Origin of the sequence: Desulfotignum phosphitoxidans DSM 13687, assembly GCF_000350545.1 — a bacterium.
Taxonomy (GTDB): Bacteria; Desulfobacterota; Desulfobacteria; order Desulfobacterales; family Desulfobacteraceae; genus Desulfotignum; species Desulfotignum phosphitoxidans.
This window is the reverse complement of sequence record NZ_APJX01000004.1, coordinates 300,815-326,526: the sequence shown is the minus strand read 5'-3', so window position 1 is coordinate 326,526 and position 25,712 is coordinate 300,815. Positions and strand designations below refer to the sequence as shown.

Sequence of the window (25,712 nt, the reverse complement as noted above, 5' to 3'; positions counted from 1 at the left end):
AGATCGACAAATCCACGGGGCAGGAGGGAATATGGCCAAAATAGACAATTTTGTTCCCATCGGAAAGCGAATCCGGCGGGCCCGGCTGGACAGAAAGGTCACTCTGGATACCATGGCCAATGAGACCGGCCTGGCAAAACAAGTGATCAAACAGATTGAAAACGGTGAAAAACGGCCGTCCGTGGGGACCCTTCTTCAGATTTCCAGGGTCTTGCAGCTGGACTCTGATTTTTTGCTCAAAGATCCGGAAGCAGACCAGGAAAAACGGGCCCGGGCCTATACCAAACGCACGGATCAATATGCGTACACCCCGTTGACCCCTGATGCAAAAAACAAGCATTTAAAAGCGTTTCGCATTGTGGTGGAAGCCGGCACCCGGCATGAAGGCGTCGGATTCCAGCACGAGGGGGAAGAATTTGTCCATGTGCTGGAAGGGCAGGTAAAGGTGCAGGTGGGGGATCATATCAATGAACTTGCCGCCGGCGATTCTTTGCATTTTAATTCCGGGATCAAACATGATTTGCGCAATCCTTCTCAAAAGGATGCCGTTCTGATTGTGGTGGTTTACGTTCCCTGACAATGGAGGTGGCAGACCATGCTCTTTAAATTGACTGATGAACAGAAAATGATCCGGAACATGGTTCGGGAGTTTTCCAGAAAAGTGATTGCCCCCACGGCAGCGGAACGGGACCGGACCAAGGAATTTCCGGCCGGGAATTTCAAGCAGATGGGAGAGCTCGGTCTCATGGGCATGATGGTGCCCGAAGCATATGGCGGAGAATCCGCCGATACCGTGTCTTATGTGCTGGCATTGTCTGAAATCGCTTATTCCTGTGCATCCACCTCCGTGGTGATGTCGGTGCAGAATTCCATTGTGTGTGAAAGCCTTAACAATTTCGGGACAACAAAGCAGAAACAGCAGTTTCTTACACCCCTGGCATCCGGAAAAATGATCGGCGCATTCGGGCTCACTGAGCCGGATGCGGGGTCTGACCCCGTGTCCCAGGCCACGGTGGCCGTCAAAGACAAGGATGATTACATCATCAACGGCACCAAGCGGTTCATTACTTCCGGCAAGCATGCCAAGGTAGTGCTGGTAACGGCGAAAACCGATCCGGATGCCGGCCATAAGGGGATCTCGTGTTTTATCGTTCCCAAGGATACCAAAGGCCTGATCGTGGGCCATGAAGAAGATAAGATGGGGCTGCGCGCCTCAGATACCACGGATCTGATTTTTGAGGACTGCCGGGTGCCCGCATCCTGGATGCTCGGGAAAAAAGGGGATGGATTCAAAATCGCCATGTCCGGTCTGGACAGCGGACGTATCGGGATTGCGGCCCAGTCCATCGGCGTGGCCCAGGCCGCATTTGACGCGGCCGTGGCCTATGCATCCCAGCGCCGGCAGTTCGGCGTGCCCGTCACCAAGCACCAGGCCATCCGGTTTCAGATTGCGGATATGGCGACCCAGATCGAGGCGGCCCGTCAGCTGATGCTGTCTGCCGCATCCATGAAGGATCGAAAAGAACCCTATACCAAAGAGGCCTCCATGGCCAAGCTGTTTGCATCGGAAATGGTCAACGAGGTCACGGCCCGGGCCATCCAGATGCACGGCGGCTATGGGTTCACCAAAGACTATGTGGTGGAGCGCCTGTACCGGGATGCCCGGGTGTTCACGATTTATGAAGGCACCTCCGAGATTCAGCGCATCGTGATTTCCAACAATATTCTCAAAGACAAACGCAAGCTCTGAAACAGCGCCGTCCCTTGCAATGATTAATGCATCATGGGAACGGTCAGGCCGCCGTCCATGAGAAACAGGACGGTGGCTTTTTGGCCTTTTTGGGCCAGGGCCTGGTCCAGGGCGGTTTGAAGATCAGAGAACGGGGTGATGAACAACGGGGTGATCTGGTCCGTCGGCATATCCGTGACGGCCCACATCTGGGCCCATATCCCGATTTCCGCCATTTTGGCGGCTTTGTGATACCCCAGCACATATCCTTTTTCGATTTTTTTCAGGGCCGCTTCGGGCGTGTCGCAGGAGCCCAGAAGATCGGCGAACGCCTTGCCGCCGATGCCGCACCGGCATTTGGCCACCAGGATCAGGATCCCATCTTTTTTCAGGGCCAGTTTGGCATTGTCGATGCCTTTCTGGGCCTGGTACAGATCGATGTCCTGGGGAAATTTCACCACAGACACCACAATGTCGGCTTTTTCTCCCATGGGCGCGGCAAACACCTCGTTGGCCCGGTCAATGGCCGCATGAAATGAGTCATGAATATGGCCGGCGCATGCGGCATACACCTGGTGATGCTTGTCCAGCACCATCATGATGGAAAAGATGTCCTGTTTCACGGTCTTGATGGCGTCCATCATGTCCTCGTGCACGGGATTGCCGGCCAGGGCCAGGGCTTTGGCCTCGGGCAGAAGCGCCAGTTTGTGGTTCTTCTCAATGGTCTGATATCCGGCAATGCCCGGGAGAAACGATTTTCTGCCGCCCGTGTACCCGGCAAAATAATGGGGCTCCACGGATGAAATGATGATGATTTTGTCCGCCTCCACCCCGGCCTTGTTCACATACATAGGCGTGCCGTTGGAAGAATCGCCCAAAAAGACCATGTCTTGTTCTTTGGCGGCATCATGCACAATGATCCGGTCTTTGATTTTTGCGTAATAGTCACCGAAGATCTGGATGAATTCGTCTTTTGTGGGGCCCCGGTGAACGCCTGTGGCAATGATGAAATGATAATCGGTTTGTGACAAAGGATCAAAGATCACGTCCAGCACTTTTGCCGTAGGCGTGGGCCTGGTAGCGTCGTTGACGATGACCAGGACCTTGCCTGCGTCTTTGATAAATGCCTCAAACGGGGTGCTGTGGATGGGCCGGGCAATAGCATCGGCAATGACCCGGTCCTGATCGGGCAGGGTCACGTCATTGGCCTCCAGAATCCGGACCGGCACGGCTTCATCCAGAGTTGCGGTCAGGGTGTCTTGTTTGCCGTAGGGAACAGTTATTTTCATGGGGGTCAGGTTTTCCTTATGGTCGTTATTTCGGGTGTTGGGTTCATGGGGCCCGGGACCCGGGTTATGTTACGGGACCCAGGGTGTTGAGATGGTCGATGAACGTATCGATTTCCGCCTGGAACAGGGTTTTGTCCCCGTCGGGAATTTCCACCACCTGAACCCGTTCCGGGTCGATGTCCAGGTTCTCCAGGATGGATTGAATCCGTTTCACCTGCTGCTTTGACCGTTTGCCGCCGTTTTTGTGCTGGCAGTCATCTTCCGGGCAGCAGGCCACCAGCACGCCCCAGGCATGGTTGAGAAACGGGGCCATCAGCGTTTCGGGTTCCAGCCGGCCGGCACACATGTTGACATAGATGTCATACTCTTTGTCATGAGTTTCCGATTCCGGCAGCCGGGAGGCCTGGAGATCCGGGTAGTAAGACCAGTTGCAGGCAAACACGATGGCCTTGGCTGACGCGTGGGTATCCAGGAACCGGGCCGATGCCTGGGTGAGATCCTCTTTTCCCGTGCCGAAGGTGTGTAAGATATTGACTGCGTTGGCCGGGCAGACGGACACACATGTGCCGCAACTCTGGCATTTCACCAGGTCGGTCTCAATGCCGTTTTCCCCGTGAAACCGGGCTTCATGGGGGCAGGCCGCCACACACAGCAGGCACTGGGCACAGGTCAGGTCGGTGACAGCCGTGGTGCCGGGTCCGGCATATCCCATTTCCACCAGATCTTTTCTGGCATCCGTAAAGATATCGGTGAGGCTCACACCGGATGAACAGGCTGCCTCGCACCGTTTGCAGTAAAAACAGTTGAACAGTTTGTTTGCCGCGGTTTCCGAGGGCCCAAGCTCACCCGTCAAAAGCCCGAAGGCCGTGATGATTTTGGCCCGGGGGGCATCCGACTCCCATCCCGTGTATTTAAACAACGGACAATGTTCATAACAATAGCCGCATCGGATGCAGGCTGCCAGGGTGGATTCCCATTTTTTCAGATGATTGAACCGGGTGGGGTGTTTTGTTTCCATAGGGCAGTCCCTTATTTTCAGTTGTTCACAGCATATCTTAATCCGGTGGCCGTGACCCAGTCGTCAGGGGCCTGCATCAGTTTGCCCGGGTTCAGGATGTTGTTGGGATCCAGTGCCTGCTTAATGGTTTGAAGCAGGCGCAGGGAATCCGCTTTTTCCACTTTAAATGACGCGGCTTTGGACAGGCCGATGCCGTGTTCCGCCGACGTGGTGCCGTTGACGGACCGCACGAATTCATAGATTTCCGTGATGGCTTTCCGGGCCGATGCCCATTGTTCCGGCTGTTTGGTGTCCATGAGGATCTTGGTGTGCATGCATCCGGACCCGCAGTGGCCGTAGGCCGTCATGATAATATTGTTTTTCTTGGCCACCTCGTGGATCTTGCCGGCCATGTCCGCCATCCTGGAATAGGGCACAGCCATGTCATCGGCCAGGGATGTGGAGGACAGGCTGTCATCATACTTGGACAGGGCCGGGAACAGTTTTTTGCGGCCCATAAAGATTCTGGCCCGTTCCTTGGGATCGTAGCTGGTGGTGATATCACTGCCTTGATGTTTTTTACAGATCTCTTTCATCTTGTTGATCTCATAATCCACGGCTTCCCTGACCATGCCGTCCGCTTCAAAGATCAGGGAGGCGGCCACTTCCTTGAGTCCTAAATTCATGGTCTTGTTCACGGCCTTAATGGCCACGGAATCCACCAGTTCCAGCATGGAGGGAATCGCGCCGGACGCCATGATGGACCCCACCGCAGCCCCGGCATGGGCCAGGTGATCAAAATTGGCAATGCCCATGCACCGGTATTCGGGAATGGGCACAAAATTGAGTGTGGCTTCCACCACGATCCCTAAGGTGCCTTCAGATCCCACCATGAGTTTGTGCAGCTGGTACCCGGAGGCTTCCACACGTGTGTGGGCGCCTAAGGTCACCAGGTCTCCGTTGGGCAGCACCACTTTCATGCCTAAGACCGCGTCACGGGTGGCCCCGTATTTCACGGACCTAACGCCTGAGGCATTGTTGGCAATCTCCCCGCCGATGGTGGCAATGCGGGAAGATGCCGGGGTGGGGGGATAAAACATGCCGTGGGGTTTCAAAGCCAGGTTCAGGTCATCATCCACCACGCCGGGCTCCACCCGGCAGTACACATCCGGCAGATTGATCTCCAGAATCCGGTTCATGTGTTTCATGTCCAGGACAATTCCGCCCCGGATGGGCACGGTCTGACCGCACATGCCGGACCCGCCGCCCCGGGGAATGACGGGAATCAGGGCTTCGTTGGCATAGGCCATCAATTGCTGGACCTGCCTTGTGTTGTCCGGCCGGACCACGGCCCAGGGCATGGCATGGTGAACCGAGGCATCCGATCCGAATGCGTAAAGATCGGATGGGTCTGTCTTGATGTTTTCTTCACCAAAAATTTCCCTTAATTTTGATTCATCCATTGTCTTCATAGGCTGTCCCTCTTTGATGACGGGTTGTTACCATTTCAAATGCCAGCATAATTTCATAAACCTGCATAAAATTCAATCCTATTTTGGGTTTGTTCCTTGGCAAAACACCGGGTTGCGGGTATACTTGAGTCTGGTCAAAAACATCCAGCGGTTTTCTTTAAGACCGCTGTTTCATATGGATGAACAGACAATTATTAAAGGGAGACCCTGCAATGACACATACGATTCAGTTTTTACCTCATAATAAACAGATCACTGTGGCGGATGGCGAAAGCCTGATCCGGGCCGCCATGGAAGCCGGGGTCCACATCAATGCGTCCTGCGGCGGCGGGGGCGTGTGCGGGAAGTGCCGGGTGCGGATTGAATCCGGTGAAGTGGAAGGCGGGATTTCGGAAAAACTCACGGACCAGGATCGGGAAAAAGGGTATCGCCTGGCCTGCCTGGCCAAAGTGACTTCAGATCTGACCGTGCGCATTCCCGTGGAATCTGAAGTGGAAACCAGCCGTCTCACCCAGACCATGGACCGTCACACGGCCCGGGCCATGACCGTGAATGTGGAAGATCTCAAACAGGACGGGCTGTTCATTCCGCCCGTGGAAAAAATCTATCTGGAACTGGATCCGGCGGTGGAAGGAGACAACCGGGCGGATGTGGCCAGGATCATGCATCATCTTCGGATTCATCATGATGAACACAGATTGACCATGGATCTGAGCCTGATCCGCCGGGTGCCGGACATTATCCGGCAGGAAAATTTTAATGTGACCGCCACGATTTTACGTCCGGTAAGAGAGGACGGCAAAAACGAGATCATCAATATCGAGCCCGGAGACACCACAAACAGGAATTTTGCCATTGCCGTGGACATCGGCACCACCACGGTGTTCGGTCAGGTGATGGATCTGCAAAGCGGTGAAGTCCTGGCCCAGCAGGGCGAGTTCAACGCCCAGATCAGCTATGGCGAGGATGTGATCTCCCGGATCATGTACGCGGAAAAAGGGGACGGGCTGGCCACCCTGCACAAACGCGTGGTGGAAACCATCAACAAGATCATCAAAGGGATCATCAAAAAAGCAAAAATCGGCACCCATGAAGTTTCCACCATCACTCTGGCCGGCAACTCCACCATGACCCAGCTGCTGCTTAATATCAATCCCAGTTATATCCGAAGAGATCCCTATGTGCCGGCATCCATTCTGTATCCACCGTTTCATGCCACGGAAATCGGTCTGGAACTGGCTGAGCACACCACGGCTCTGGTGTATCCGGGAGTTTCATCCTATGTGGGCGGGGATATCATTTCCGGTATCATGGCTTCAGGCATGTACCGGTCGCCGGAACTGACCCTGTATATGGATATCGGCACCAACGCGGAGATCGCCATCGGACACCAGGAATGGATGGTGTGCACGGCCGCGTCCGCCGGACCGGCTTTTGAGGGCGGCGGGGTCAAGTTCGGGATGCGGGCCGCCAAAGGGGCTGTGGAGGATGTGTCCATCAATCCCGCCACCTATGAACCCATGATCATCACCGTGGGCAATGAAAAAGCCAAAGGTATCTGCGGATCCGGGCTCATCACCCTGGCGGCCCGGCTGCTGGAAACCGGAATCATCGATTCCCGGGGCAAGTTCAACCAGGAACTGGATACCCTCCGGATCCGGCAGACCGATGAGATCTGGGAGTATGTGCTGGTATATGAAAAAGACACCCAGATCGAGCGGGATATCACCATTACCGAACCGGACCTGGACAACCTGATCCGGGCCAAGGGCGCCATGTATTCCGCAGCCCTGACCCTGCTGGACGAGATCGGTCTCAAGGTGAACGACATCGAGCGGATCATTCTGGCCGGCGGGTTCGGATCGTATGTGGATCTGGCGTCCGCCATCACCATCGGGCTTCTGCCGGAGATCGAGCCGGATAAGGTTACCTACCTGGGTAACGGGTCCCTGCTGGGATGCCGCATCAACTGCCTGACCAATTCCCTGCGCCAGCAGGTGACCCAGGTGGTGAACATGATGACCAATTTTGAGCTGGCCTCCACCCCGTCTTATATGGACCATTACATGGGGGCATTGTTTCTGCCCCACACGGAACTCAACTATTTCCCCAAGATCAAGGCAAAGCTGGAAGCGTTGCGCAAATGAGTTTATCCGGGTATGTCCGCACCATTGAACTGACACCCCCGGCGCTGGGCAACAACACCGCCGATGCCCAGCGCCTGGAACAGGTGTTGAAAAAAGAACTGAACACCAAAAATGTCCATATTCCCTGGCACCTGGTCGGGGATCTGTCCGCGCGGCTGCGACAATGGCACTGGCAGGTCAAGGCGGTGCTGTTCAAGGACCGCCGGTCTTTTACAGTGGTGGACCTGCTGGACCCTCAGGATTCCGGTCCGGTGATGGGGGCCGCCGTGGATATCGGTACCACCCGCATGGTGATTGCCTTGATGGATCTGGAAACCGGGGAAACACTGGGAGAAACCGGGTTTGACAATCCCCAGGCAGATATCGGGCCGGATGTGCTCACCCGGATTCTTCATGCCAAAACCCCGGCGGGCCGGGAGGCACTCAAGCGCCTGGCGGTTGACGCGCTGAATCAGCACCTGGCCCGGTTGTGCAAAGAAAACAACCGGACCCCGGACCGGGTGTTTCTGGTGGCCGGGGCCGGGAACACGGCCATGACCCATCTGTTTGCCGGGCTGCCGGCGTTCGGGATCATTCAGGAACCTTATATTCCCTGTACCAATATTCTTGATACCCTGGATGCCGCCGACCTGGGACTGGCCGTTCATCCCAGAGGCCAGGTGTTTCTGTTTCCCAATATCGGGTCTTATTTCGGCGGGGATCTTTTGGCCGGGATCCTGGCAGCCGACCTGGATCAAAAAGACCAGCCCTGCATCATGGTGGATGTGGGCACCAATGCGGAAATCGTTCTGGGAAACAAAGACTGGCTCATGGCCTGTGCAGGCGCCGCCGGCCCGGCCCTGGAAAGCGGGGTCAGCCAGATGGGCATGACGGCAAAGCCGGGTGTGATCGACCGGGTGCGCGTGGATCCGGAAACCCGGGACCTGATCATCCACACCATTGATGATGAACCGGCCGTGGGTATCTGCGGGTCCGGCATGATTGACCTGGCCGCGGCCCTGTTTGTGTCCGGCCGCATCGATATCCGGGGGAAGCTGGTGACTGAGGCCTGCGGGGATCGTCTGACAAATGAAAATGACATTCCCGCGTTTGATCTGGTGGCGGCAAAAGATTCCGGCACGGGGCGGGCCATCCGGCTGTCCCAGGTGGACCTGAATTCTTTGACCAGTGCCAAAGCCGCCATGTACACCATTTTAGAGGTGATCGTGTCCCAGACCGCCGGGCTGTCGTTTTCCGATCTGGCCCGGTTTTATGTGGCCGGCACGTTCGGGTCGTTCATCAACCCGAATTCCGCCATCACCATCGGCATGCTGCCCGATATTCCTTTAGACCGGTTCCAGGTGCTGGGCAACACGTCGTTAAAAGGCGCGGAACAGGTGTTAACAGATCCGGCGGCCTTTGACCGGGTCATGGCCATCCGGGAAACCATCACTTATATTGAACTGAATGTCAATCAAGGGTTCATGAATCTGTTTTCTGGGGCCAAGTTTTATCCCCACACCGACACCTCCCGGTTTCCGTCCGTGAAGGTCTGATTGATCTCTTGAAAGACGGGGAACTCAGAGAAACCAATATACATGTCTATACAACCTCGTCTGATTGTGGTACATTTTTGACATTTTAAATCATCGTAAAACAGTGATCCAATGAGAAAGGGAGATTGTATCATGAAAAAGATTGTCGAATGCGTGCCCAATTTTTCTGAAGGCCGCAATACAGAAACCATTGACGCCATTGCCGATGCCATTGGAAATACGGCCGGGTGCACACTGCTGGATGTGGATCCGGGGCGGTCCACGAACCGGACGGTGTACACCTTTGTCGGGGAACCGGATGCCGTGGTGGAAGGCGCTTTGGCAGGCGCCCGGGTGGCCCGGGAAAAAATCGATATGCGCACCCATAAAGGGGAACATCACCGCATGGGGGCCCTGGATGTGTGCCCGTTTATTCCGGTGGCCAATGTCACCATGGACGAGTGCGTGGCATTGTCAAAGGCATTCGGGCAAAGGGCTGCAGACGAGCTGGGCATTCCCGTGTATCTGTATGAAGCTTCTGCTGCACAGGATTACCGCAGAAAACTGCCCCAGATCCGGGAAGGCCAGTATGAGGCCGTCAAAGACCGGATTGTGAAGCCGGAATGGAAACCGGATTTCGGGCCGGCACAATTCATTCCCGAGTGGGGGGCCACCGTCACCGGGGCCCGGTTTTTTTTGATCGCCTATAATGTCAATCTGTTATCCACTCCCAACCAGGCCCACCGCATTGCGCTGAACCTGCGGGAAGCGGGCAGGGGACCGGATAAACCCGGCCGGCTCAAGGAGGTCAAGGGCATGGGCTGGTATGTGGATGACTACAACCTGGCCCAGGTCACGGTGAACCTGAACAATTACCGGGTCACCCCGCCGCACATCCTGTATGAGGAAGTGAAAAAAGAGGCAGCCTTGCTCAATGTGGCCGTGACCGGATCGGAAATCGTGGGCGTGGTGCCGCTGGAAGCCATTCTTGCGGCGGCCGAGTATTACATTGAAAAGGAAAACCTGTTTGTCCTGGATGAGGACCAGAAGGTGCGCCTGGCTGTGGAGCGGCTGGGGTTGAATGCCGTGGCCCCGTTCAACCCCAAAGAAAAAATCATCGAGTATATCATTGCCGAAGAGCCGGACGAACCCCTGGCCGGTCTGACCACCCGGCAGTTCATCGAAGAAGTGGCCTCCCGCAGTTCCGCACCGGGCGGGGGATCGGTGTCCGCAGCCATTGCGGCCATGGGCGCAGGTCTTGGATCCATGGTGGCCAAACTCACTTTGGGGGTGAGAAAATTTGAAGATGTGGATGCAAAAATGCGAAAACTGATCCCGCCCCTGCACCAGGCGGCCCATGCGCTGATTCCCATGATCGATGCGGACACCCACGCGTTTAACGATTATGTGGCGGCCCTGGGCCTGCCAAAAGAAACAGACGCGGACCGGGCCTGTCGGGATGAACAGCTGCAGCTGGGATTGAAAAATGCCATTGATACCCCGCTGTCCGTGATGGCAACCGCGGATGCGGCCTGGGATGCGCTGGTCGCGGTGGCGACATACGGCAATATCGCGTCAAAATCCGACGTGGAAGTAGGGGCAAGGGCCCTGGAGATGGGCATCTGGGGGGCGTACAAAAATGTCGTGATCAACATGGCGGGTATCACGGACGATATTTATAAAAAACAGACCCTGGAAAAAGCGGATGCGTTAAAGAACCGGGCTGCGGACATGTGCGGGCAAGTCCTGGAGATTCTGGATTCCCGGTCGTGATGCCGGATGTGTGACGGCCTCAGGCTCCGCTGTTCCCAGACATCTGAAATCCGAACGCCAGGGGATAATGTCCAAAGCCATGTGCCTATTTTGTATTGACAGGGGGATGTATTTATAATACAGCTATATCGAAGCTATAAAAGAGGCAAACAACACATTTCAGGAGGGTTACATGAGAGAGGTAGTTATTGCAAGTGCGTGCAGAACGGCCATCGGCAGATTCGGCGGGTCTCTGGCTCCGTTGAGCGATATTGATTTCGGACCCATTCCCATCAAAGAGGTCATCAAGCGGGCCGGGTTGACCGGGGATCAGATCGATGAGGTGATTTACGCGTCCGGGTATCGTACCGGAGATTTGCCCATCAACTCCGCCCGGGTGGTGGCGGTGAAAGCCGGCATTCCCCAGGAAAAACCCCAGTTCACCATCTCCAAGGCGTGTGCCGGCAGTATCAAAGCCACGACCCTGGCGGCCCAGGTGATCAAATCCGGGGATGCGGATATCATTGTGGCCGGCGGCATGGAAAGCATGAGCAATGCCACATTCATGCTCAAGAAAGCCCGGTGGGGATACCGTTTAGGCCATGGCCAGCTCCAGGATCAGCTGATTCTGTTTGATCCCTTGAGTGGGAACACCATGGGAGAAACCGCTGAAAATGTGGCGGAAAAATACAATGTATCCAGAGAAGATCAGGATGAATTCGGTCTGAGAAGCCAGCAACTGGCGGAAAAAGCCATTAAGGAAGGCAAATTCAAGGAACAGATCGTGCCCGTGGAGGTTCCCCAGCGCAAAGGCGATCCCAAAATATTTGACACGGATGAACATCCGAGGTTCGGCACTACCATGGAATCCCTTCAAAAGCTCAAACCCGCCTTCAGAAAAGGGGGCACGGTCACGGCCGGCAGCTCCAGCGGCATGAACGACGGGGCATCCGCCCTGGTGGTCATGGCAAAGGACAAAGCCGATCAACTGGGCATCAAACCCATGGCATCCATTGTGTCCTATGCATCGGCTGGTGTGGATCCGGCCCTCATGGGTATCGGTCCCATCCCGGCCACCCGCCTGGCCCTGGAAAAAGCCGGACTCACCATGAACGACATTGATCTGATCGAACTCAATGAGGCGTTTGCCTCCCAGGCCCTGGCATGTATGCGGGAACTGGACATGGATATCAACAAGGTCAATGTCAACGGCGGTGCCATTGCCCTGGGGCACCCGGTGTCTGCCAGCGGCGGCGCTATTCTGACCAAGCTTCTGTATGAAATGGAAGTCCGGGATGTCAGGTACGGCCTGGCCACCCTGTGCATCGGAGGCGGCCAGGGCATGGCCCTGATCGTGGAAAGAAAATAAGTTTCTATATAAATTTTTGACATAAAAAGGCGCACCTGGTTACAAAACAGGTGTGCCTTTTTTATTGAAATGCCGGTATGATCAAAATAATTTTAACAGGCCTGTGTGTTGTGTGCATGTTTCTGACCGGCTGTGATTCCAAGCCGGAGACCTATCTGGCGGCACAGATTGACGAGAACGAGTATGACCCTGAAAAATGGGGGGATGCTTACCCGTTGCACTATGAATCCTGGCTCAAGACAAAAGAACCCAAGCCCGTGGACAAAAGCCGGTACAAACGCGGATGGGATACGGATGAAGTGGTGTATGACAAGCTCAGTGAATTTCCGTTTCTGGGCATTTTATACAAAGGATGGGGATTCGGCATCGAGTACAATGAACCCAGGGGGCATTTTTACGCGGTGACCGACCAGATCGAGATCGATTCATCCCGGGTGGCTTCCGGCGGGGTGTGCCTGGCCTGCAAAACGCCTTTCCACAGAAAAATGATCGAAACCCACGGCCTGGATTACTTAGTGGCTGGCCGGAAACCCCGATTTTGAGATTTTCCGGGGCACATGCCTGACAAAATTTTCAATTGTTGGTCCTCCTGCTATCACAAACCGGGGAAAGTGCTTTCATGATAGTCGTTTTTTGACGACTTTCCCATTTTTCGGGCACACCTGTAGTGTTTGACGTGCTGTTTTTGATGCAATGGCCTGTTTTTAAGCGGCTTTGCGCTGTTCAAACCGTTGCAGCTGTTTCAATCCTTTTTGTTGTATATTATGCCCCATGATCTGGAGGTTTCTTGCCAGAACAGACAGGCCCACGTATCTTTTAAATCCTTGAATACCATGATCCGGGCATCTGTCCAGACCATGATTTTCCAACCCGTTTATAGCCGATTCAACCGCTGAATGTTTTCTTTTAAAACGAATAAAATCCTTTGCTGTTTCTTCTTCACATTCAGCCTTGTTGCATCTGCCTTTTTTCGGGAGCACCAAAATATTCAATGTTTTTTTCAGGTCCATTTTGTTACCAGGGGTATAAAATCCTTTATCAAAACTGCATCCCTTGAGGCCAGAAAATTTGTTTTGTGCCGATCTTACCATTGCAACTGCCACCTTATCATCGGTTTCTTTCTCCATCACCCGGTGGTGCAGGATAAACCCATACTGGTCTTCCAGGATGCATACCCGCAGTCCCAATTCCTGGGGAACACCGGCTTTGCCTTTTGAAATCCATTCCGTGTGAGGTTCGAAAATTGAAAAAATCTTGTCTCTATGCGGGATTTTTTCATCCTGTAACACCCGGCGTTTTATGAGATCAATTTGCCAAAGCGCGAAATTGATATATGTTTGCAACTCTTGGGCTCGGACCGCATTAATAATATCGGATGACTCCATCATTTCAATGGTCGATTTCGCCTTTAAAATGTATTTTTCAGCAAGCTCGATATACGCTTTGTGGGCATCCATAATCTGCCGAGCTTTTTTGGCCTTTTTCTTTTCATCCTTGGATGTGGAATGTTTCAATCGCTGAACTATCCGATATAGCCGTTTAAATTTTTTGATATTATATGCTGATTGCCGCCACATACTCGTTCCAATGCCCTGGCTGATAATAGCGGCAATTTGAATCATTTTTCGGACTGCATCAAAAAGCAGGTTGATGTCTGTGGGAAAATGAACATCGGTTTCAACAACGAATGAGTCACACCGTCCCATCAATGTCTCATCGTCCGAAGTTTTTTTTTCATCAGAAGTTTATGACCTACTTGTACTAACCAGGGTGTTGAGTTTTTATCAAGAACGTCAGGTGTCAGAAGCCTTGACATTTATCGTTTTCAGGGTCTTGAAGCGGATAGGTGATGTCATCGTCCATCATACCATGTCCCAGCATCTGCCTTAATGTTCTGTGGTTGTTCACCATCTCCTGGAGCTTATCGTAATCCCAATTGCAATTGAGCCGGATGGTGCCCATCACAAGGATTTTCCACAGGTCCATTCCCGGACGTCCATTTCTGGAGTCAGTGTCTTCCGGAATCACATTTTTGAGGATGGCAAAAACTTTTTCTCGCAGATCTTGATCGCAATAGATATGCTGGAGCCCCAAAAGCAGCTTGGGAATTTCATCCCTGGCCCTCATGTCAAGTTTGATTTGGTCGATAGGGGTCTGCCCGAATGTCATTTGTGGTTCAAAAATTTTACGCAAAACAACCTCGAAGTTTTGTTTGGGTGTTGAAATTTGAATTGCTTTCGATTTCTCTCGTTTGTTAAAATCTCGTTAATTATTAATAGGTTATATTAACACAGAAATCAGTAAAAATCAACAAGCAATTCAATTATAAGTAAAAATTTCAAATAAGTTTTAGCCGTCATCCCCTTGAAAAACGTGGCGTTCTGAGTTTTCGGTCAGACACTACTTAGGCAAACCATACCTGGAAGCCCTGGATATGCTGCCGGAAAAACTGCGGGAACTGGGACCGGCCTGTTATGACTGTCACCTGCAGGATCCTCTGGAGCTGACCTTTAAAAAAGACCATCTGGAAAAAGGCCTGGAAATGATCGGCAAAAAAGATCCCTCCCGGCAGGAACTGCGGATCCTGGCCTGTGCCCAGTGTCACATTACCTATTCCGTGCCCAAGGACAAGGACAACCAGGTGGCCGGGGACGTCACCATGCCCTGGCGCAACGGCCAGTGGGGAGATATCTCCATTGAAGGCATCATTGATGTGCTTTTGACCGATGAGTTCCGCCTGGAATGGGTCCAGGAGATTACCGGATTCAAGATGCCGTTTATCCGCCATCCGGAGTTTGAACTGTTCTCCCGGGGCAGCGTGCATTTCAAGGCCGGGGTGGCCTGTGCCGACTGTCATATGCCGTTTACCCGGTCCGGCAGTTATAAAATCTCGGACCATGATGTGACAAGTCCCTTGAAAGCGGACCTCAGGGCCTGCGCCCAGTGTCATACCCAGTCCAAAGAATGGCTCACGGATCAGATTTTCCATACCCAGGACCGGACCACATCATTGATTCTCAGGGCCGGATACGGCACCGCCACCTGCGCCCGGCTGTTTGAAACCCTGCACCAGGCCCAGGCTAAGGGTGCAGCCGTGGACAACGCGGTTTACAGCAAGGCCAAAGATTTTTACATGCAGGCGTTTTTACGCATCGTGTTCATCAACGCGGAAAACTCGGTGGGATTTCACAACGCGGCTGAAGCCGGCCGGGTGCTCGGAGATGCCGTTGCCTTTGCCGGAAAAAGCGAATCCCTGCTCAGGCAGCTTCTGGCCGGTGTGGGCATGGATCCGGGCCTGGAAGTGGCCCTGGATTTAGGAGAGACCCTGAACAACAGGGGTGAGGCAAAACTGAACTTCAGGCCGGAACAGGAATTTACCGATCCCTTCGGCATCCAGGACAAGCTGTTGTCTGAACATGCCAAAGGCCTGTAACCGCAACATAACCACAAAACAAAAAGAGGTCCTGCGGCAGACGGACTTTGCCGCAGGACCTCTTTTTGGCTCAAGTGCCCGGGACTTTGTATTTCTGGGGCCTGGCTTTTTTGGGAAACAGGGCCGTGGTGATTCTGGGTGCCAGTTCAAATAAAAGAATGCCGATCATGGCTGAAGACAGGATGAAAACCCCGCTGAGCACCCGGATGGTGTCAACGGCCATGCTGGCGATGATCACGGAAAATTCCCCCCGCTGGGTAAAAGACAGCCCGGCCCGCACAGATACTTTTTTGGACAGCCCGTAGAATCTGGCCCCGTAATACCCGGTAATGATTTTGCCGGCAATGGACCAGACCAGCAGAACGACGAGCAAAGGAATCATGGGAACCCCGTCCCCAAAGGTGATGGTGGTGCCGAAATAAAAAAAGAACAAAGGCAGAAACAGGTCTCGCACCGGCAGAATCGCATGTTCCAGCGGTTCGGTGCGCTGTGCTTCCGCCAGGATGATGCCGGCCAGAAACGCGCCCAGCACTTCGGACAGGTTCAGCAGCAGGGCCAGGCCTCCGTAGGCAAGGGCAATGCCCACCACCAGGAGGATGAAAATGTCCTGGCTCCTGTACCGGTCCACAAATCCGCCCAGCCGGCTGAAGATGAGATGCCCGATGACCACGGCACCGATGATCAGGCCGACGATTTTGGCAAGGATCATTCCGAATGTCACACCGGTCATGGCCGTGCCCGCGGTCAGGCCCACCAGAACGGCCACGGCAATGGGTGCCACAAGGTCTTCAAAGATCAGAAGGCCCAGCAGAAATTCGGACTCCGGATTGGCCATGCGTTTTGAACTCTCAAGGATTTTGGCGGTGATGGACGAGGAGGTGGCATATACCACACCGCCCATGAGAAAGGATGTGATCCAGTCCAAACCGAAAAACAGGCACAGGCCCATGGTCACAAACAGATTGAGACACACATCCAGGGTACCGGCCGGGGCCACTTTTTTAGCGATCCCAGCCAGGCGGCGCATGGGAAACTCCATGCCCAGCATGAAAAACAGCAGCACGATGCCCACCTCTCCGGCCAGGTGCAGCAGGTGGCTGCCGGAAAAATACCCGCCCAGGCCGATGCCCAGCAGAATATAGAGCACCACCCCGGGAATCCGGATCTTCATGCCGATGAATCCCACGGCAAACAGGAGAATGAAAATACCTCCGGCAATGAACAGAACAGGGAAATGAACGTCCCCCATCAATGGTCTCCTTCCGTGGATGCTCCTCTGGCCATGGCTTCAAACCGGCGGATCTGGTCTCTTTTTCCCGCGGCCATGACCGTGTCCCCGGCTTTGAGCACCTCATTGATATCCGGGCTCACGATCATGTCGTCCCCGTGCATCACGGCAATGATGGAAGCCCCGGTGTGGGTCCGGATCCGGGATTCGGCAATCTGTTTGTCCACAAACGGAGATTCCGGGGTGAGCTTGATCCATTCCATGACCAGCTGTTTCTGAAAGATCTGCATTTTATCGTCATCCACAGGCTGGTATGTGGCCCCTAAAAGCTGGGCCCCCATTTCCCGGGTTTCTTCGGATGTCAATGTCAGAAAATAATCCGCCTCATCTTCGTCGGAATCCTGAAAAAAATACAGGTCCCGTTTGCCGGAGTGATGGATAATGACCACGACTTTCTGTTGTTCCGCAGTCAGGAAAGAAATTTTTTTGCCCACACCGGGCAGATCTGCCATTTTAACTTCCACATGTCACCTCATAAATTTTTGGATTATAATCCTATATTTCATATAAATTTTTGGATTTAACTGCAGCGCAGCGGTGTTTGATTTTGTCCACATAGGCCTGGATATCGCATTTGCGTTCCAGGCCGGAGGCGGCCATGTACCGGATCTTGCCGAAGATGGCCCGTTCGGCCCAGCCCCGGTCGTGGATGCCGTACAGCCAGGCCACGCCGGTGTAGGAGTTGGGGTCTCTGCCGTCCAGAAAATACCGGTTGTTCAACGCCAGCGTGGTCTCAAACGCCTGTTTCGGGGAAGGGGACCATTCCAGGATTTTCTTGCCCCAGTACATGCGCATGTAATTGTGCATGAACCCGGTGCAGGTCATTTCCATCATGGCTGCGTTCCAGTAAGGATCATGGGTGACGGCATCCACCAGTTCCTGTTCTGAATACAGATGGTCTCTGGGATCGGTTTCATGGTCGGCCAGGGTGTTTTTGGCCCACCCGGGAATCACATCAAAAGAATCATAATCAGGCGTGTAGTACACAAAATTGAAGGCCAGCTCCCGCCGGATGATCAATTGTTCGATAAACGCATCCCGGGCATCTGACAGGGATGGATCTACGTCCATGACCCCTAAGGCCAGGTACAATGGGGAGATTTGCCCGAAATGCAGGTACGGGCTCATGTGGGAGATGTCATCGGTCTGGGGCTGGTTGCTGTGCCGGTCATAGTTTTTCAGACCATTGGCCAGAAATGTCTGAAACCGCTTTTCCGCATGAGAAGTGCCGCCAGGGAAAAACCGGGAGACCGGGGGAACGGTCCTGTCCAGGGACAGGGTGTCGCGCACGGCCTGGGGATCTGTGATGTCCAGGCTGTCAAACGACAGGTTCAGAGACGAATGTTTCAGATCTTTCAAAGGCAGCGGCATGAGAAAATCCGCCAGCACCTTGTGCAGCCGGGGCCGGATGGTTCGGGCCGCATATTCCTTTTTGGTGGTGGCCACAGCCACGGGCACCACCACATCGGTTTCCACCAGGATGACCGGGCAGCCGGCGTTTTTAGCCACCTGACCCCGCCACAGCCGCTGGTGCCGCAGATATCCGGCATCACACACGATCAGTGCCGCCTGTCCGCCTAAATCCAGGGCCACATCCGGCGGATGCCCTTTGAGCACCACCAGCTGGATGCCCCGATCCGCCAGTGCGGTGCGGGTTTCAGCCAGTCCTTCCAGCATAAAGGTATAATGCCGCAGGTTGGCGTCCGGATACGTGTCGGTCAGACCGAACCCCACCACCAGGGGCAGGCCCAGCCGGTTGGCCTGGTCTGCGGCAAATTCCAGGGCATGGTTGAACACGGCCCTCTGGGACTGCTGCATCCAGTAGAGCACATAATCCTTATTCGGGGCCGGTTTCTGGAACCGGTCGCGGTTGAGGTGGTGGATACGGGCCGGGTGAGTGGTCATTCGAATATTTTCTCGTCTGCTGCTAAAGATTCCTGAGCATCTTCTTCCATATCCCGGATCTTTCCGGCGGATTTGTCTTTCCAGTACGCCTTGTACCATTCATTGGCAATGATCATGGCCATGACCTCGTTGGTGCCGGTCCAGATGGATGCCAGGCGAAGATCCCGGAAAATCCGTTCCACAGGATAGATATTGGTGTACCCGATGCCGCCCATGACCTGCATGGCATTGTGCACGGCTTTCTGGCAGGATTCCGTGACAAATTTTTTGGATTCAGACACCAGGCGCCGGATCTGTTTGTCATGGATCCCTGCATCCACGGCCCGGGCCGTGGTGTAGATCATGGCCCGGGCTGCATCCAGAAGCGTTACGGCTTCGGCCACCTGGAACGACACCCCCTGGAACTGAGCTACAGGCCGGCCGAATGCCTTGCGTTTTGAGGTGTATCCCGTGGCGATGTCCACGGCCGGCACGGCGGCCCCGATGGTCATGGCGGCCGTGCCCAGGCGCTCGGGGATCATCATGGTGTTGAATACCTTGACCCCCTGGTTCAGGCCGCCCACCCGGTTTTCTTTGGGTACTTTCACATCCTTGAACACCATGCGGGCGGCCCCGCCGCCCCGGCATCCCATCAGGCAGTATAGATATTTGGTTTCCACCCCGTCGGTGCGGTCCACAATAAAACAGGAGATACCGTTGCGGGGTTCGGCATCCGGGTCGGTTTTCGCATACACCAGAAAAAAATCCGCCCCTTCACCGCCCACGATGAACCGTTTCTGGCCGTTGAGAACAAAATGGTCGCCTTTGTCCACGGCTGTGGTGGTGGTGCCGAAAAAATCAGACCCGCCCCGGGGCTCGGTCAGGCATTCCGCGGCAAAAATCTCGCCTTTGAGCAACGGTTTGACATATTTTTCCTTCTGGGCATCTGTGCCGTGCAGAACAATGGCATCGCACACCAGTTCCGCGCCCACCCCAAAGGTGCAGGCAAAAATATATCCCAGCACCCCGATTTCTTCCATGACCATGCAGGTGGACACCCAGTCCATGCCTCTTCCGCCCCATTTTTCCGGATACCGGCACCCCATCAGGTTCCGGCGGCCGGCTTCCTGTAGAAATTCTCTGGGGAACCGGATCTTGTCCGCATCCATATCCAGGATCATCTGCCGGGGGATGGTTTTGACAAAATCCCGGGCTTCCTGCTTCAGTTGTTTCTGCTTTTCATTTAAAAGATAATCAAACATGAATGCATTTCCTTGTTTTTTTTGGCTGATATATTGCACCACGAAGGACACGAAGAGCACGAAGGGTTAAAGGACGAATCGTTTGATACCGTGTTTGAGCTTTGTGACATTGAAATTGATCAAAAGTCCGGTTCTGATATCCGCCAATTTCATGTAAGTCAGCAATTGTGCATCATCAAATTCCTTTCTTCGTGCTCTTCGTGTCCTTCGTGATATTATTTTATATATTGCTGTATATGTTGTGCCTTCAGGAGTCAAGTATATGTCTTCTTTTTTCGAGTTTTAAAAAACCGGGATTTGACTTTTTGCTGGATTTGGGGCAATGTTTTTCCCGAAAGGAAAATCCATGCAAGAACCCATTGATCTGAACTGGAAGGAATTCGGCAGTGCATTGCTCAATGCCACGCCCAGCGGGGTGGCCGTATTTGACAATTCGCTCCAGGCCCTGATATCCAACCCGCCGGCCAGAAACTGTCTGGGGCTGTATCCCGGTGCTTTTTTGTCGGCCACCATTCCCTCCCTGACTGCATCGGCCCGGAAAGTCCTGTCAGATCAGATTGTTGAAACCGGCCTGATCGTGGAAAAAAACGACAGCCGGTATTCAGTGATGCTGGGGCCGGTTCACCATGGCAACGCAGCCATCGGCATCATTGCCATTTTTGAAGACATGACCGCGCTGACCAATATCACCAACCGCATGAAAGGGTTTCAGCAGCTGTCCATTGAGCTGGACACCATCATTGACAGCTCCAATGACGGGTTGTGGATCTGTGACGGCAACGGGGTGGTGGTGAGGGTCAATCCGGCATCGGAAAAAATGATCGGGCTGACAGCCGCAGAGGTTGTGGGCAAGCACATGACCGAGCTGGTGGAAAAAAAACTGGTGGACCGGTCCGTGACCCTGGAGGTGCTCAAAACCCGTAAAAAAGTATCATTGATTCAAAAAACCCGCATCGGTAGGGATCTGTTTCTGACCGGCACCCCGGTGTTTGACAAAAATGGAGACCTGTTCCGGGTGGTGGTCAATGAACGGGATATCACGGAAATCAACCGGCTCCAGGAACAGCTCCAGGAAAACGAGGCTTTGACCGAGCACTACCGGCGGGACATGCTGGAAAAACAGATTCAGGAAACAGAATCCCGGCAGATCATCGCCCGGAGCGACAATTACCGCAAAATTATTCAAAAAGCCATCAAACTGGGGGAGGTGGATTCCACGGTGCTGATTTTAGGGGAATCCGGTACCGGCAAAGGTGTGGTCGCGGATTTGATTCATCGGTCCTCTTCCCGGTCGGATTACCCCATGATCAAGATCAATTGCGGGGCCATTCCAGAGACCCTGGTGGAAAGCGAATTGTTCGGATATGAAAAAGGCGCGTTTACCGGCGCCGGTCACAAAGGCAAACCTGGAAAGCTTGAAGCCGCAGACAAGGGCATTGTTTTTCTGGACGAGATTGCCGAACTGCCCCTGGCGTCCCAGGTGAAATTGCTCAAATTCATTGAGGACGGGGTGATTTCCCGGGTGGGAAGTACCCGGGGCCGGGCTGTGGATGTGCGGATCATTGCGGCCACCAACCGGAATTTGAAACAGATGATCGAAAAAAAACAGTTCCGCAGTGATCTGTACTACCGGCTCAATGTGGTGCCCGTGACCATGCCGCCGCTGCGGGAACGCAAAGACTGTCTGGTGCCGTTGATCACCCATTATCTTGAAACCTTCAGCACCCGGTACCGGAAACCGGAAATCAGCATCTCCCGGCAGGCCATGGACGCATTGACCGCATATCCATATCCGGGCAATGTCAGGGAACTGATCAATATCTGCGAACGTCTGGTGGTCATGGCCCATAACAGCCGGGTCCGGTTCGAGGACCTGCCCGGCAGCATCCGGAAATCCATGACCGCTGAAGCACCGGACGACCCGGTCTGGCATCCGGACCATACGTTGTCACAAATGGTGGCGGACCTGGAAAAAAAAGTGCTGACCGCAGCCCTGGAAAAAGGAAAAACCCAGGCCAGTGCGGCAAAGCTGCTGGGCATCAACCAGTCCACCATTGCCCGGAAAATGCAAAAATATGGCCTGGACCGATCCGGTTGGGCGACCAAAAAGTAAAAGGGCCTTCGGATGGAAGGCCCTTCGGGTTTTCATGATTTTTGTCTTATGCCCCGGGTTGCGGGGCCGGGATCCCGTTTTCATCCCAGCCTCTTAACCGGTAGTAATCGTCAACCAGCTGAGTGAACGCTTCTTCGGTAATGCTGTTGCCGTCGGGCAGTTTTTCTGTAAAAAGCCGTTTGGGCAAAGAATCATCCGCCCGGGTCAGGCCTTCCTGTAAATTGAAACGGCGCGTCAGGTTGGTGACCCGGGAGGCCACTGCCGTTAAGTCTGCTTTGGACAGATCCATGCCTGTGGCCATTTGTATCAGGGCAGCCAGTTCCTCCCAGGGATAGAAATCCCGGTAGAACCGGCACAGGATCAGGGTGTCGAACAGGGTGCACCGGTCTTCGAAATCAATGAACATCTCAGCTTTGCCGTCAATCTGATCCGGGTCGATCATGCCGGCCAGTTCAGGCTTGTAAAACGTGCTGCGCAGGTGGCATGCGCCCCGGGGAGAGACTGCATAGGCAAGTCCCATGCCTTTCAGGGTCCGGGGGTCGTACCCGGCCGGCTCCATGCCTTTCACGTGAACTGCCAGATCGGCCATACCCATTTCCGGGGCCGCGTTTTTGATGCCGTCGGCCAGAAGCCCGCCGATGCCTTCCCGGCGGGCGATTTTTTCCAGCAGATCCGCCACGACGTCGGCATCCCCGTAGGTCAAGGATTCTTTGATCCTGCCCCGGGTAGATGCTTCAATGGCCAGGGCCGCCAGGTTGCCGGCCGTGATGGTGTCCATGCCGGTCCGGTCGCAGATGTCATTGAGCCAGGTGATCTCTTCAATGCTGTCGATCATGCACAGCCCGCCGAATGCATAAATGGTTTCATATTCCGGGCCTTCCAGTTTCAGTCCGGCATGGCGGCCTTCCTGCACTTCCACCAGTTTGCCGCACCCCATGAAACAGGTTTTGCAGGACCGGGGTTTTACTTTCAGTTTCTCGGCCATGGCGGCGGCATTGATTTTTTCGTAATGCTCACATTTGCCCTGGGACCAGTACCGGGCCGGAAACGCCCCGGCTTTGTTCAGGCCGTCCACCATCACCGGGGTGCCCTGGGTCCGGTAGGTGCGGGTGGCCGGGTGCTGGTTCAGGTTTTTGGCCATGGTTTTGGCATACTGCTTCATGCCATCAGGATCATGAAAGGTTTTTTGCTGGTTTCCATGAAACACCAGGGCCTTGATGTTTTTGGATCCCATGACCGCACCCATGCCGGTGCGGCCGGCAGACCGCCAGTAATCGTTTTCAATGACGGCAAACTTGATCTGGTTTTCACCGGCCGGTCCGATCACCAGGGCAGCGGCGTCCTTGACGCCGCACGCCTGCTTAACCGCATCTTCGGTTTCATAGGTATCCTTGCCCCACAGCGATTCAGCATCATGGAACACCACATCCGTGTCGCTGATTTCCAGCCACATGGGACCGGCTGCCGCCCCTTTTATCAGCACGGCATCATATCCGGCCCGGCTGATGGCCGTGGCGGCCCGGCCTCCGGAATAGCTTTCCGCATAAAATCCGGTCAAGGGAGATTTGGAAAAAATCCCGTACCGGCAGGAGCCGTAAATCAGGCTGTCGGTCAAGGGGCCGAGTCCTACAATCAAATGGTTGTCCGGAGACAACGGATCCACGCCCGGCGGATTGTACTGCAGCAGCAGATGGGTGGCCAGGCCTTTGCCGCCCAGGTATTGCGTTAAGGTATCATCGGAAAGGGACGTCACCCGGGTGGTTTGGTGGGTAACGTTAATGATGAGAATGCGGTTGAAAAAACCTTTCATGTCAGCTCCTTTGACCGGGTTATTGTTCCAGGGCTTTGAATCCGTCTTCCAGGATGGACAGGCCTTTGTCAAGTTCTTCATCTGTGATGACAAACGGCATCAGGGTGCGGATCACATTGCCGAAATTGCCGCAGGAAAGAATCACCAACCCCTTGTCGTAGCAGATCTGGGTCAGTTTTTTGGCGGCGTCCGTGGCCGGTTCTTTTGTGTCGCGGTCATTGACCAGTTCCAGGGCCAGCATGGGACCTTTGCCCCGGACTTCGCCGATGATCTCATGGCGGTCCGCCAGTTCGGCAAACCGTTTTTGCAGGATGTCACCCAGCTGCCGGGACCGTTCCAGCAGATTGTCTTCAAACAAAATCTCCAGAACGGCCAGGGCGGCCTGGCAGGACAGAGGATTGCCGCTGTAAGTGCCGCCCAGACCCCCGGGATGCGGGGCATCCATGAGTTCAGAGCGTCCCGTGACCGCACTCAAAGGCATGCCGCCGGCCAGGCTTTTGGCCTGGGTGACGATATCCGGTTCAATGCCCCAGTGTTCAGTGGCCAGGAATTTGCCGGTCCGGCCGGCACCGGACTGGACTTCGTCCATGATCAGCAGGATGCCGTATTTTTTAGCAATGGCCGCCAGTTTCGGGAAATATTCCGGCGGCGGGGTGACAAATCCGCCTTCCCCCTGGATGGGTTCGGCAATAATGGCGGCACAGGATTCCGGGTCCACATGGGTGATGAAAAATGATTCAATCATCTCTATACAGGCAATGTTGCAGGACGGATAAGTGCATCCCATGGGGCACCGGTAGCAGTAGGCATAGGGCAGGCGGTACACTTCCGGGGCAAACGGACCGAACCCGTATTTATAAGGTTTGATTTTGCTGGTCAAAGACATGGTCATCAGCGTCCGGCCGTGAAATCCGTTTTCAAACGCGATCACTGCCGGGCGTTTGGTGGCGTACCGGGCCACTTTTACGGCATTTTCCACGGCTTCGGCCCCGGAGTTGGCAAACATGGTTTTTTTGGCAAAATCTCCGGGAACCAGGTCATTGAGTTTTTTTGCCAGCTCAATATATGAATCATACATGCCCACGTGAAAACAGGTGTGGATGAACCGGTCCGCCTGATCCTTGATGGCTTTGACCACTTTGGGATGGGCATGGCCCACGTTGTTGACCCCGATGCCGCCGGCAAAGTCGATGAATGTTTTACCGTCCACATCGGTCATGGTCGCACCGCTGGCTTTTGCAATCACGGCCGTGGTGAGATTGGCCGGTCCCTGGGCCACATGTGCTTTCCGCAGTTCATTGAAATACTCGGTTTGGGTGGCAGTCATTTTCTTGATCTCCATAATAAATGGTTATAAGTTCTCCGAAAGGATTTTTGTAAAGGTCGGTTAAAATTGAATTGTCTATTGCCTTAAAAACTTAGCAAAACCTGTGCCAGAAACAAAACCGGACACATGGGCATATTGGATTGTTTTCAATGGATCTGCGGGGATTTTTTTAAAGGATGAATCCGGAAATTACCCCATAATTATGCATTTATGCATAATTATGGGGTTTGGCATATTTTAAAAATTTTCATTGCAACAAATTGTTTCTGTTTGCTAATCATCTGGCTGGGCCGGTGATGGATCAGACTGAAAATGCATATTTGCAT

The 25,712-nt window shown here is 54.1% G+C and carries 18 protein-coding genes and 2 pseudogenes; 9 read left to right on the top strand and 11 right to left on the bottom strand.

What is annotated here, in order from left to right; translation table 11 throughout:
• Positions 1-31 precede the first annotated feature (31 nt).
• Both DPO_RS11200 and DPO_RS11195 read left to right on the top strand, forming a co-directional pair.
• Positions 32-577: a helix-turn-helix domain-containing protein gene (locus tag DPO_RS11200; protein WP_006966028.1), complete on the top strand. Its 546-nt coding sequence runs from the start codon at positions 32-34 to the stop codon at positions 575-577.
• An 18-nt stretch (positions 578-595) separates the two neighbouring features.
• Positions 596-1,750 carry an acyl-CoA dehydrogenase family protein gene (locus tag DPO_RS11195; RefSeq protein ID WP_006966026.1) on the top strand — a complete coding sequence of 385 codons (1,155 nt, stop codon included), beginning with the start codon at positions 596-598 and terminating at the stop codon, positions 1,748-1,750.
• Between the two features lie 23 nt (positions 1,751-1,773).
• Here DPO_RS11195 and DPO_RS11190 read toward each other — a convergent pair whose 3' ends face one another.
• The 3 genes from DPO_RS11190 to DPO_RS11180 all read right to left on the bottom strand — a co-directional run bounded on the left by DPO_RS11190 (position 1,774) and on the right by DPO_RS11180 (position 5,487).
• Positions 1,774-3,018: a nickel-dependent lactate racemase family protein gene (locus DPO_RS11190; RefSeq protein WP_006966024.1), complete on the bottom strand. Its 1,245-nt coding sequence runs from the start codon at positions 3,016-3,018 to the stop codon at positions 1,774-1,776.
• Positions 3,019-3,082: 64 nt separating this feature from the next.
• The gene (locus DPO_RS11185; RefSeq protein ID WP_006966022.1) at positions 3,083-4,036 is read right to left on the bottom strand and encodes a hydrogenase iron-sulfur subunit; all 954 of its coding nucleotides are present in this window, start codon (positions 4,034-4,036) and stop codon (positions 3,083-3,085) included.
• A 17-nt stretch (positions 4,037-4,053) separates the two neighbouring features.
• Positions 4,054-5,487 carry an FAD-binding oxidoreductase gene (locus DPO_RS11180; protein WP_006966020.1) on the bottom strand — a complete coding sequence of 478 codons (1,434 nt, stop codon included), beginning with the start codon at positions 5,485-5,487 and terminating at the stop codon, positions 4,054-4,056.
• 212 nt (positions 5,488-5,699) lie between these two features.
• Between DPO_RS11180 and DPO_RS11175 the strand changes: the two genes are divergently transcribed.
• The 5 genes from DPO_RS11175 (at position 5,700) to DPO_RS11155 (ending at position 12,811) form a co-directional block, all read left to right on the top strand.
• Positions 5,700-7,634, top strand: coding sequence for an ASKHA domain-containing protein (locus tag DPO_RS11175; protein WP_006966018.1), 1,935 nt, complete (start codon positions 5,700-5,702; stop codon positions 7,632-7,634).
• On the top strand, positions 7,631-9,169 hold the full coding sequence (locus DPO_RS11170; protein ID WP_006966016.1) for an ASKHA domain-containing protein: 1,539 nt from the start codon (positions 7,631-7,633) through the stop codon (positions 9,167-9,169). The genes DPO_RS11175 and DPO_RS11170 overlap by 4 nt, the downstream gene beginning before the upstream one ends.
• A gap of 132 nt (positions 9,170-9,301) precedes the next feature.
• A complete protein-coding gene (gene ftcD / locus DPO_RS11165) occupies positions 9,302-10,921 on the top strand; it encodes a glutamate formimidoyltransferase (RefSeq protein ID WP_006966014.1) in 1,620 nt (539 codons plus the stop codon).
• Positions 10,922-11,093: 172 nt separating this feature from the next.
• On the top strand, positions 11,094-12,269 hold the full coding sequence (locus tag DPO_RS11160; RefSeq protein WP_006966012.1) for an acetyl-CoA C-acetyltransferase: 1,176 nt from the start codon (positions 11,094-11,096) through the stop codon (positions 12,267-12,269).
• A gap of 77 nt (positions 12,270-12,346) precedes the next feature.
• The gene (locus tag DPO_RS11155) at positions 12,347-12,811 is read left to right on the top strand and encodes an ammonia-forming cytochrome c nitrite reductase subunit c552 (protein ID WP_006966010.1); all 465 of its coding nucleotides are present in this window, start codon (positions 12,347-12,349) and stop codon (positions 12,809-12,811) included.
• Between the two features lie 162 nt (positions 12,812-12,973).
• Here the strand turns inward: DPO_RS11155 and DPO_RS11150 are convergent.
• Positions 12,974-14,462 (bottom strand): annotated as a pseudogene (locus DPO_RS11150) (ISNCY family transposase).
• A gap of 214 nt (positions 14,463-14,676) precedes the next feature.
• Here DPO_RS11150 and DPO_RS11140 point away from each other — a divergent pair.
• Positions 14,677-15,702: pseudogene (locus DPO_RS11140) on the top strand (ammonia-forming cytochrome c nitrite reductase subunit c552); the annotation flags it as partial.
• 70 nt (positions 15,703-15,772) lie between these two features.
• Here the strand turns inward: DPO_RS11140 and DPO_RS11135 are convergent.
• From DPO_RS11135 to DPO_RS26445, 5 genes are all read right to left on the bottom strand, one after another.
• The gene (locus DPO_RS11135; RefSeq protein WP_006966004.1) at positions 15,773-16,951 is read right to left on the bottom strand and encodes a cation:proton antiporter; all 1,179 of its coding nucleotides are present in this window, start codon (positions 16,949-16,951) and stop codon (positions 15,773-15,775) included.
• On the bottom strand, positions 16,951-17,442 hold the full coding sequence (locus tag DPO_RS11130; RefSeq protein ID WP_006966002.1) for a cation:proton antiporter regulatory subunit: 492 nt from the start codon (positions 17,440-17,442) through the stop codon (positions 16,951-16,953). The genes DPO_RS11135 and DPO_RS11130 overlap by 1 nt, the downstream gene beginning before the upstream one ends.
• 43 nt (positions 17,443-17,485) lie before the next feature.
• Positions 17,486-18,895, bottom strand: coding sequence for a deoxyribodipyrimidine photo-lyase (locus DPO_RS11125; protein WP_006965999.1), 1,410 nt, complete (start codon positions 18,893-18,895; stop codon positions 17,486-17,488).
• A complete protein-coding gene (locus DPO_RS11120) occupies positions 18,892-20,136 on the bottom strand; it encodes an acyl-CoA dehydrogenase family protein (protein ID WP_006965997.1) in 1,245 nt (414 codons plus the stop codon). The genes DPO_RS11125 and DPO_RS11120 overlap by 4 nt, the downstream gene beginning before the upstream one ends.
• Before the next feature lie 66 nt (positions 20,137-20,202).
• Positions 20,203-20,394 carry a GxxExxY protein gene (locus tag DPO_RS26445; protein ID WP_268870639.1) on the bottom strand — a complete coding sequence of 64 codons (192 nt, stop codon included), beginning with the start codon at positions 20,392-20,394 and terminating at the stop codon, positions 20,203-20,205.
• An 88-nt stretch (positions 20,395-20,482) separates the two neighbouring features.
• Between DPO_RS26445 and DPO_RS11115 the strand changes: the two genes are divergently transcribed.
• Entirely contained in the window at positions 20,483-22,249 is a 1,767-nt protein-coding gene (locus DPO_RS11115; RefSeq protein WP_006965995.1) for a sigma-54 interaction domain-containing protein, read from the top strand.
• A gap of 46 nt (positions 22,250-22,295) precedes the next feature.
• On the opposite strand, the gene DPO_RS11110 is transcribed toward DPO_RS11115, so the two are convergent.
• Positions 22,296-24,059: an aldehyde ferredoxin oxidoreductase family protein gene (locus tag DPO_RS11110; protein ID WP_006965993.1), complete on the bottom strand. Its 1,764-nt coding sequence runs from the start codon at positions 24,057-24,059 to the stop codon at positions 22,296-22,298.
• A 19-nt stretch (positions 24,060-24,078) separates the two neighbouring features.
• The gene (gabT, locus tag DPO_RS11105) at positions 24,079-25,386 is read right to left on the bottom strand and encodes a 4-aminobutyrate--2-oxoglutarate transaminase (RefSeq protein WP_006965991.1); all 1,308 of its coding nucleotides are present in this window, start codon (positions 25,384-25,386) and stop codon (positions 24,079-24,081) included.
• Positions 25,387-25,712 lie beyond the last annotated feature (326 nt).

Bases quoted from the DNA above. Each gene is read 5' to 3' on its own strand.
- DPO_RS11200 (WP_006966028.1), top strand. From the start codon at position 32: ATGGCCAAAATAGACAATTTTGTTCCCATCGGAAAGCGAATCCGGCGG.
- DPO_RS11195 (WP_006966026.1), top strand. From the start codon at position 596: ATGCTCTTTAAATTGACTGATGAACAGAAAATGATCCGGAACATGGTT.
- DPO_RS11190 (WP_006966024.1), bottom strand. From the start codon at position 3,018: ATGAAAATAACTGTTCCCTACGGCAAACAAGACACCCTGACCGCAACT.
- DPO_RS11185 (WP_006966022.1), bottom strand. From the start codon at position 4,036: ATGGAAACAAAACACCCCACCCGGTTCAATCATCTGAAAAAATGGGAA.
- DPO_RS11180 (WP_006966020.1), bottom strand. From the start codon at position 5,487: ATGAAGACAATGGATGAATCAAAATTAAGGGAAATTTTTGGTGAAGAA.
- DPO_RS11175 (WP_006966018.1), top strand. From the start codon at position 5,700: ATGACACATACGATTCAGTTTTTACCTCATAATAAACAGATCACTGTG.
- DPO_RS11170 (WP_006966016.1), top strand. From the start codon at position 7,631: ATGAGTTTATCCGGGTATGTCCGCACCATTGAACTGACACCCCCGGCG.
- ftcD (WP_006966014.1), top strand. From the start codon at position 9,302: ATGAAAAAGATTGTCGAATGCGTGCCCAATTTTTCTGAAGGCCGCAAT.
- DPO_RS11160 (WP_006966012.1), top strand. From the start codon at position 11,094: ATGAGAGAGGTAGTTATTGCAAGTGCGTGCAGAACGGCCATCGGCAGA.
- DPO_RS11155 (WP_006966010.1), top strand. From the start codon at position 12,347: ATGATCAAAATAATTTTAACAGGCCTGTGTGTTGTGTGCATGTTTCTG.
- DPO_RS11135 (WP_006966004.1), bottom strand. From the start codon at position 16,951: ATGGGGGACGTTCATTTCCCTGTTCTGTTCATTGCCGGAGGTATTTTC.
- DPO_RS11130 (WP_006966002.1), bottom strand. From the start codon at position 17,442: ATGGCAGATCTGCCCGGTGTGGGCAAAAAAATTTCTTTCCTGACTGCG.
- DPO_RS11125 (WP_006965999.1), bottom strand. From the start codon at position 18,895: ATGACCACTCACCCGGCCCGTATCCACCACCTCAACCGCGACCGGTTC.
- DPO_RS11120 (WP_006965997.1), bottom strand. From the start codon at position 20,136: ATGTTTGATTATCTTTTAAATGAAAAGCAGAAACAACTGAAGCAGGAA.
- DPO_RS11115 (WP_006965995.1), top strand. From the start codon at position 20,483: ATGCAAGAACCCATTGATCTGAACTGGAAGGAATTCGGCAGTGCATTG.
- DPO_RS11110 (WP_006965993.1), bottom strand. From the start codon at position 24,059: ATGAAAGGTTTTTTCAACCGCATTCTCATCATTAACGTTACCCACCAA.
- gabT (WP_006965991.1), bottom strand. From the start codon at position 25,386: ATGACTGCCACCCAAACCGAGTATTTCAATGAACTGCGGAAAGCACAT.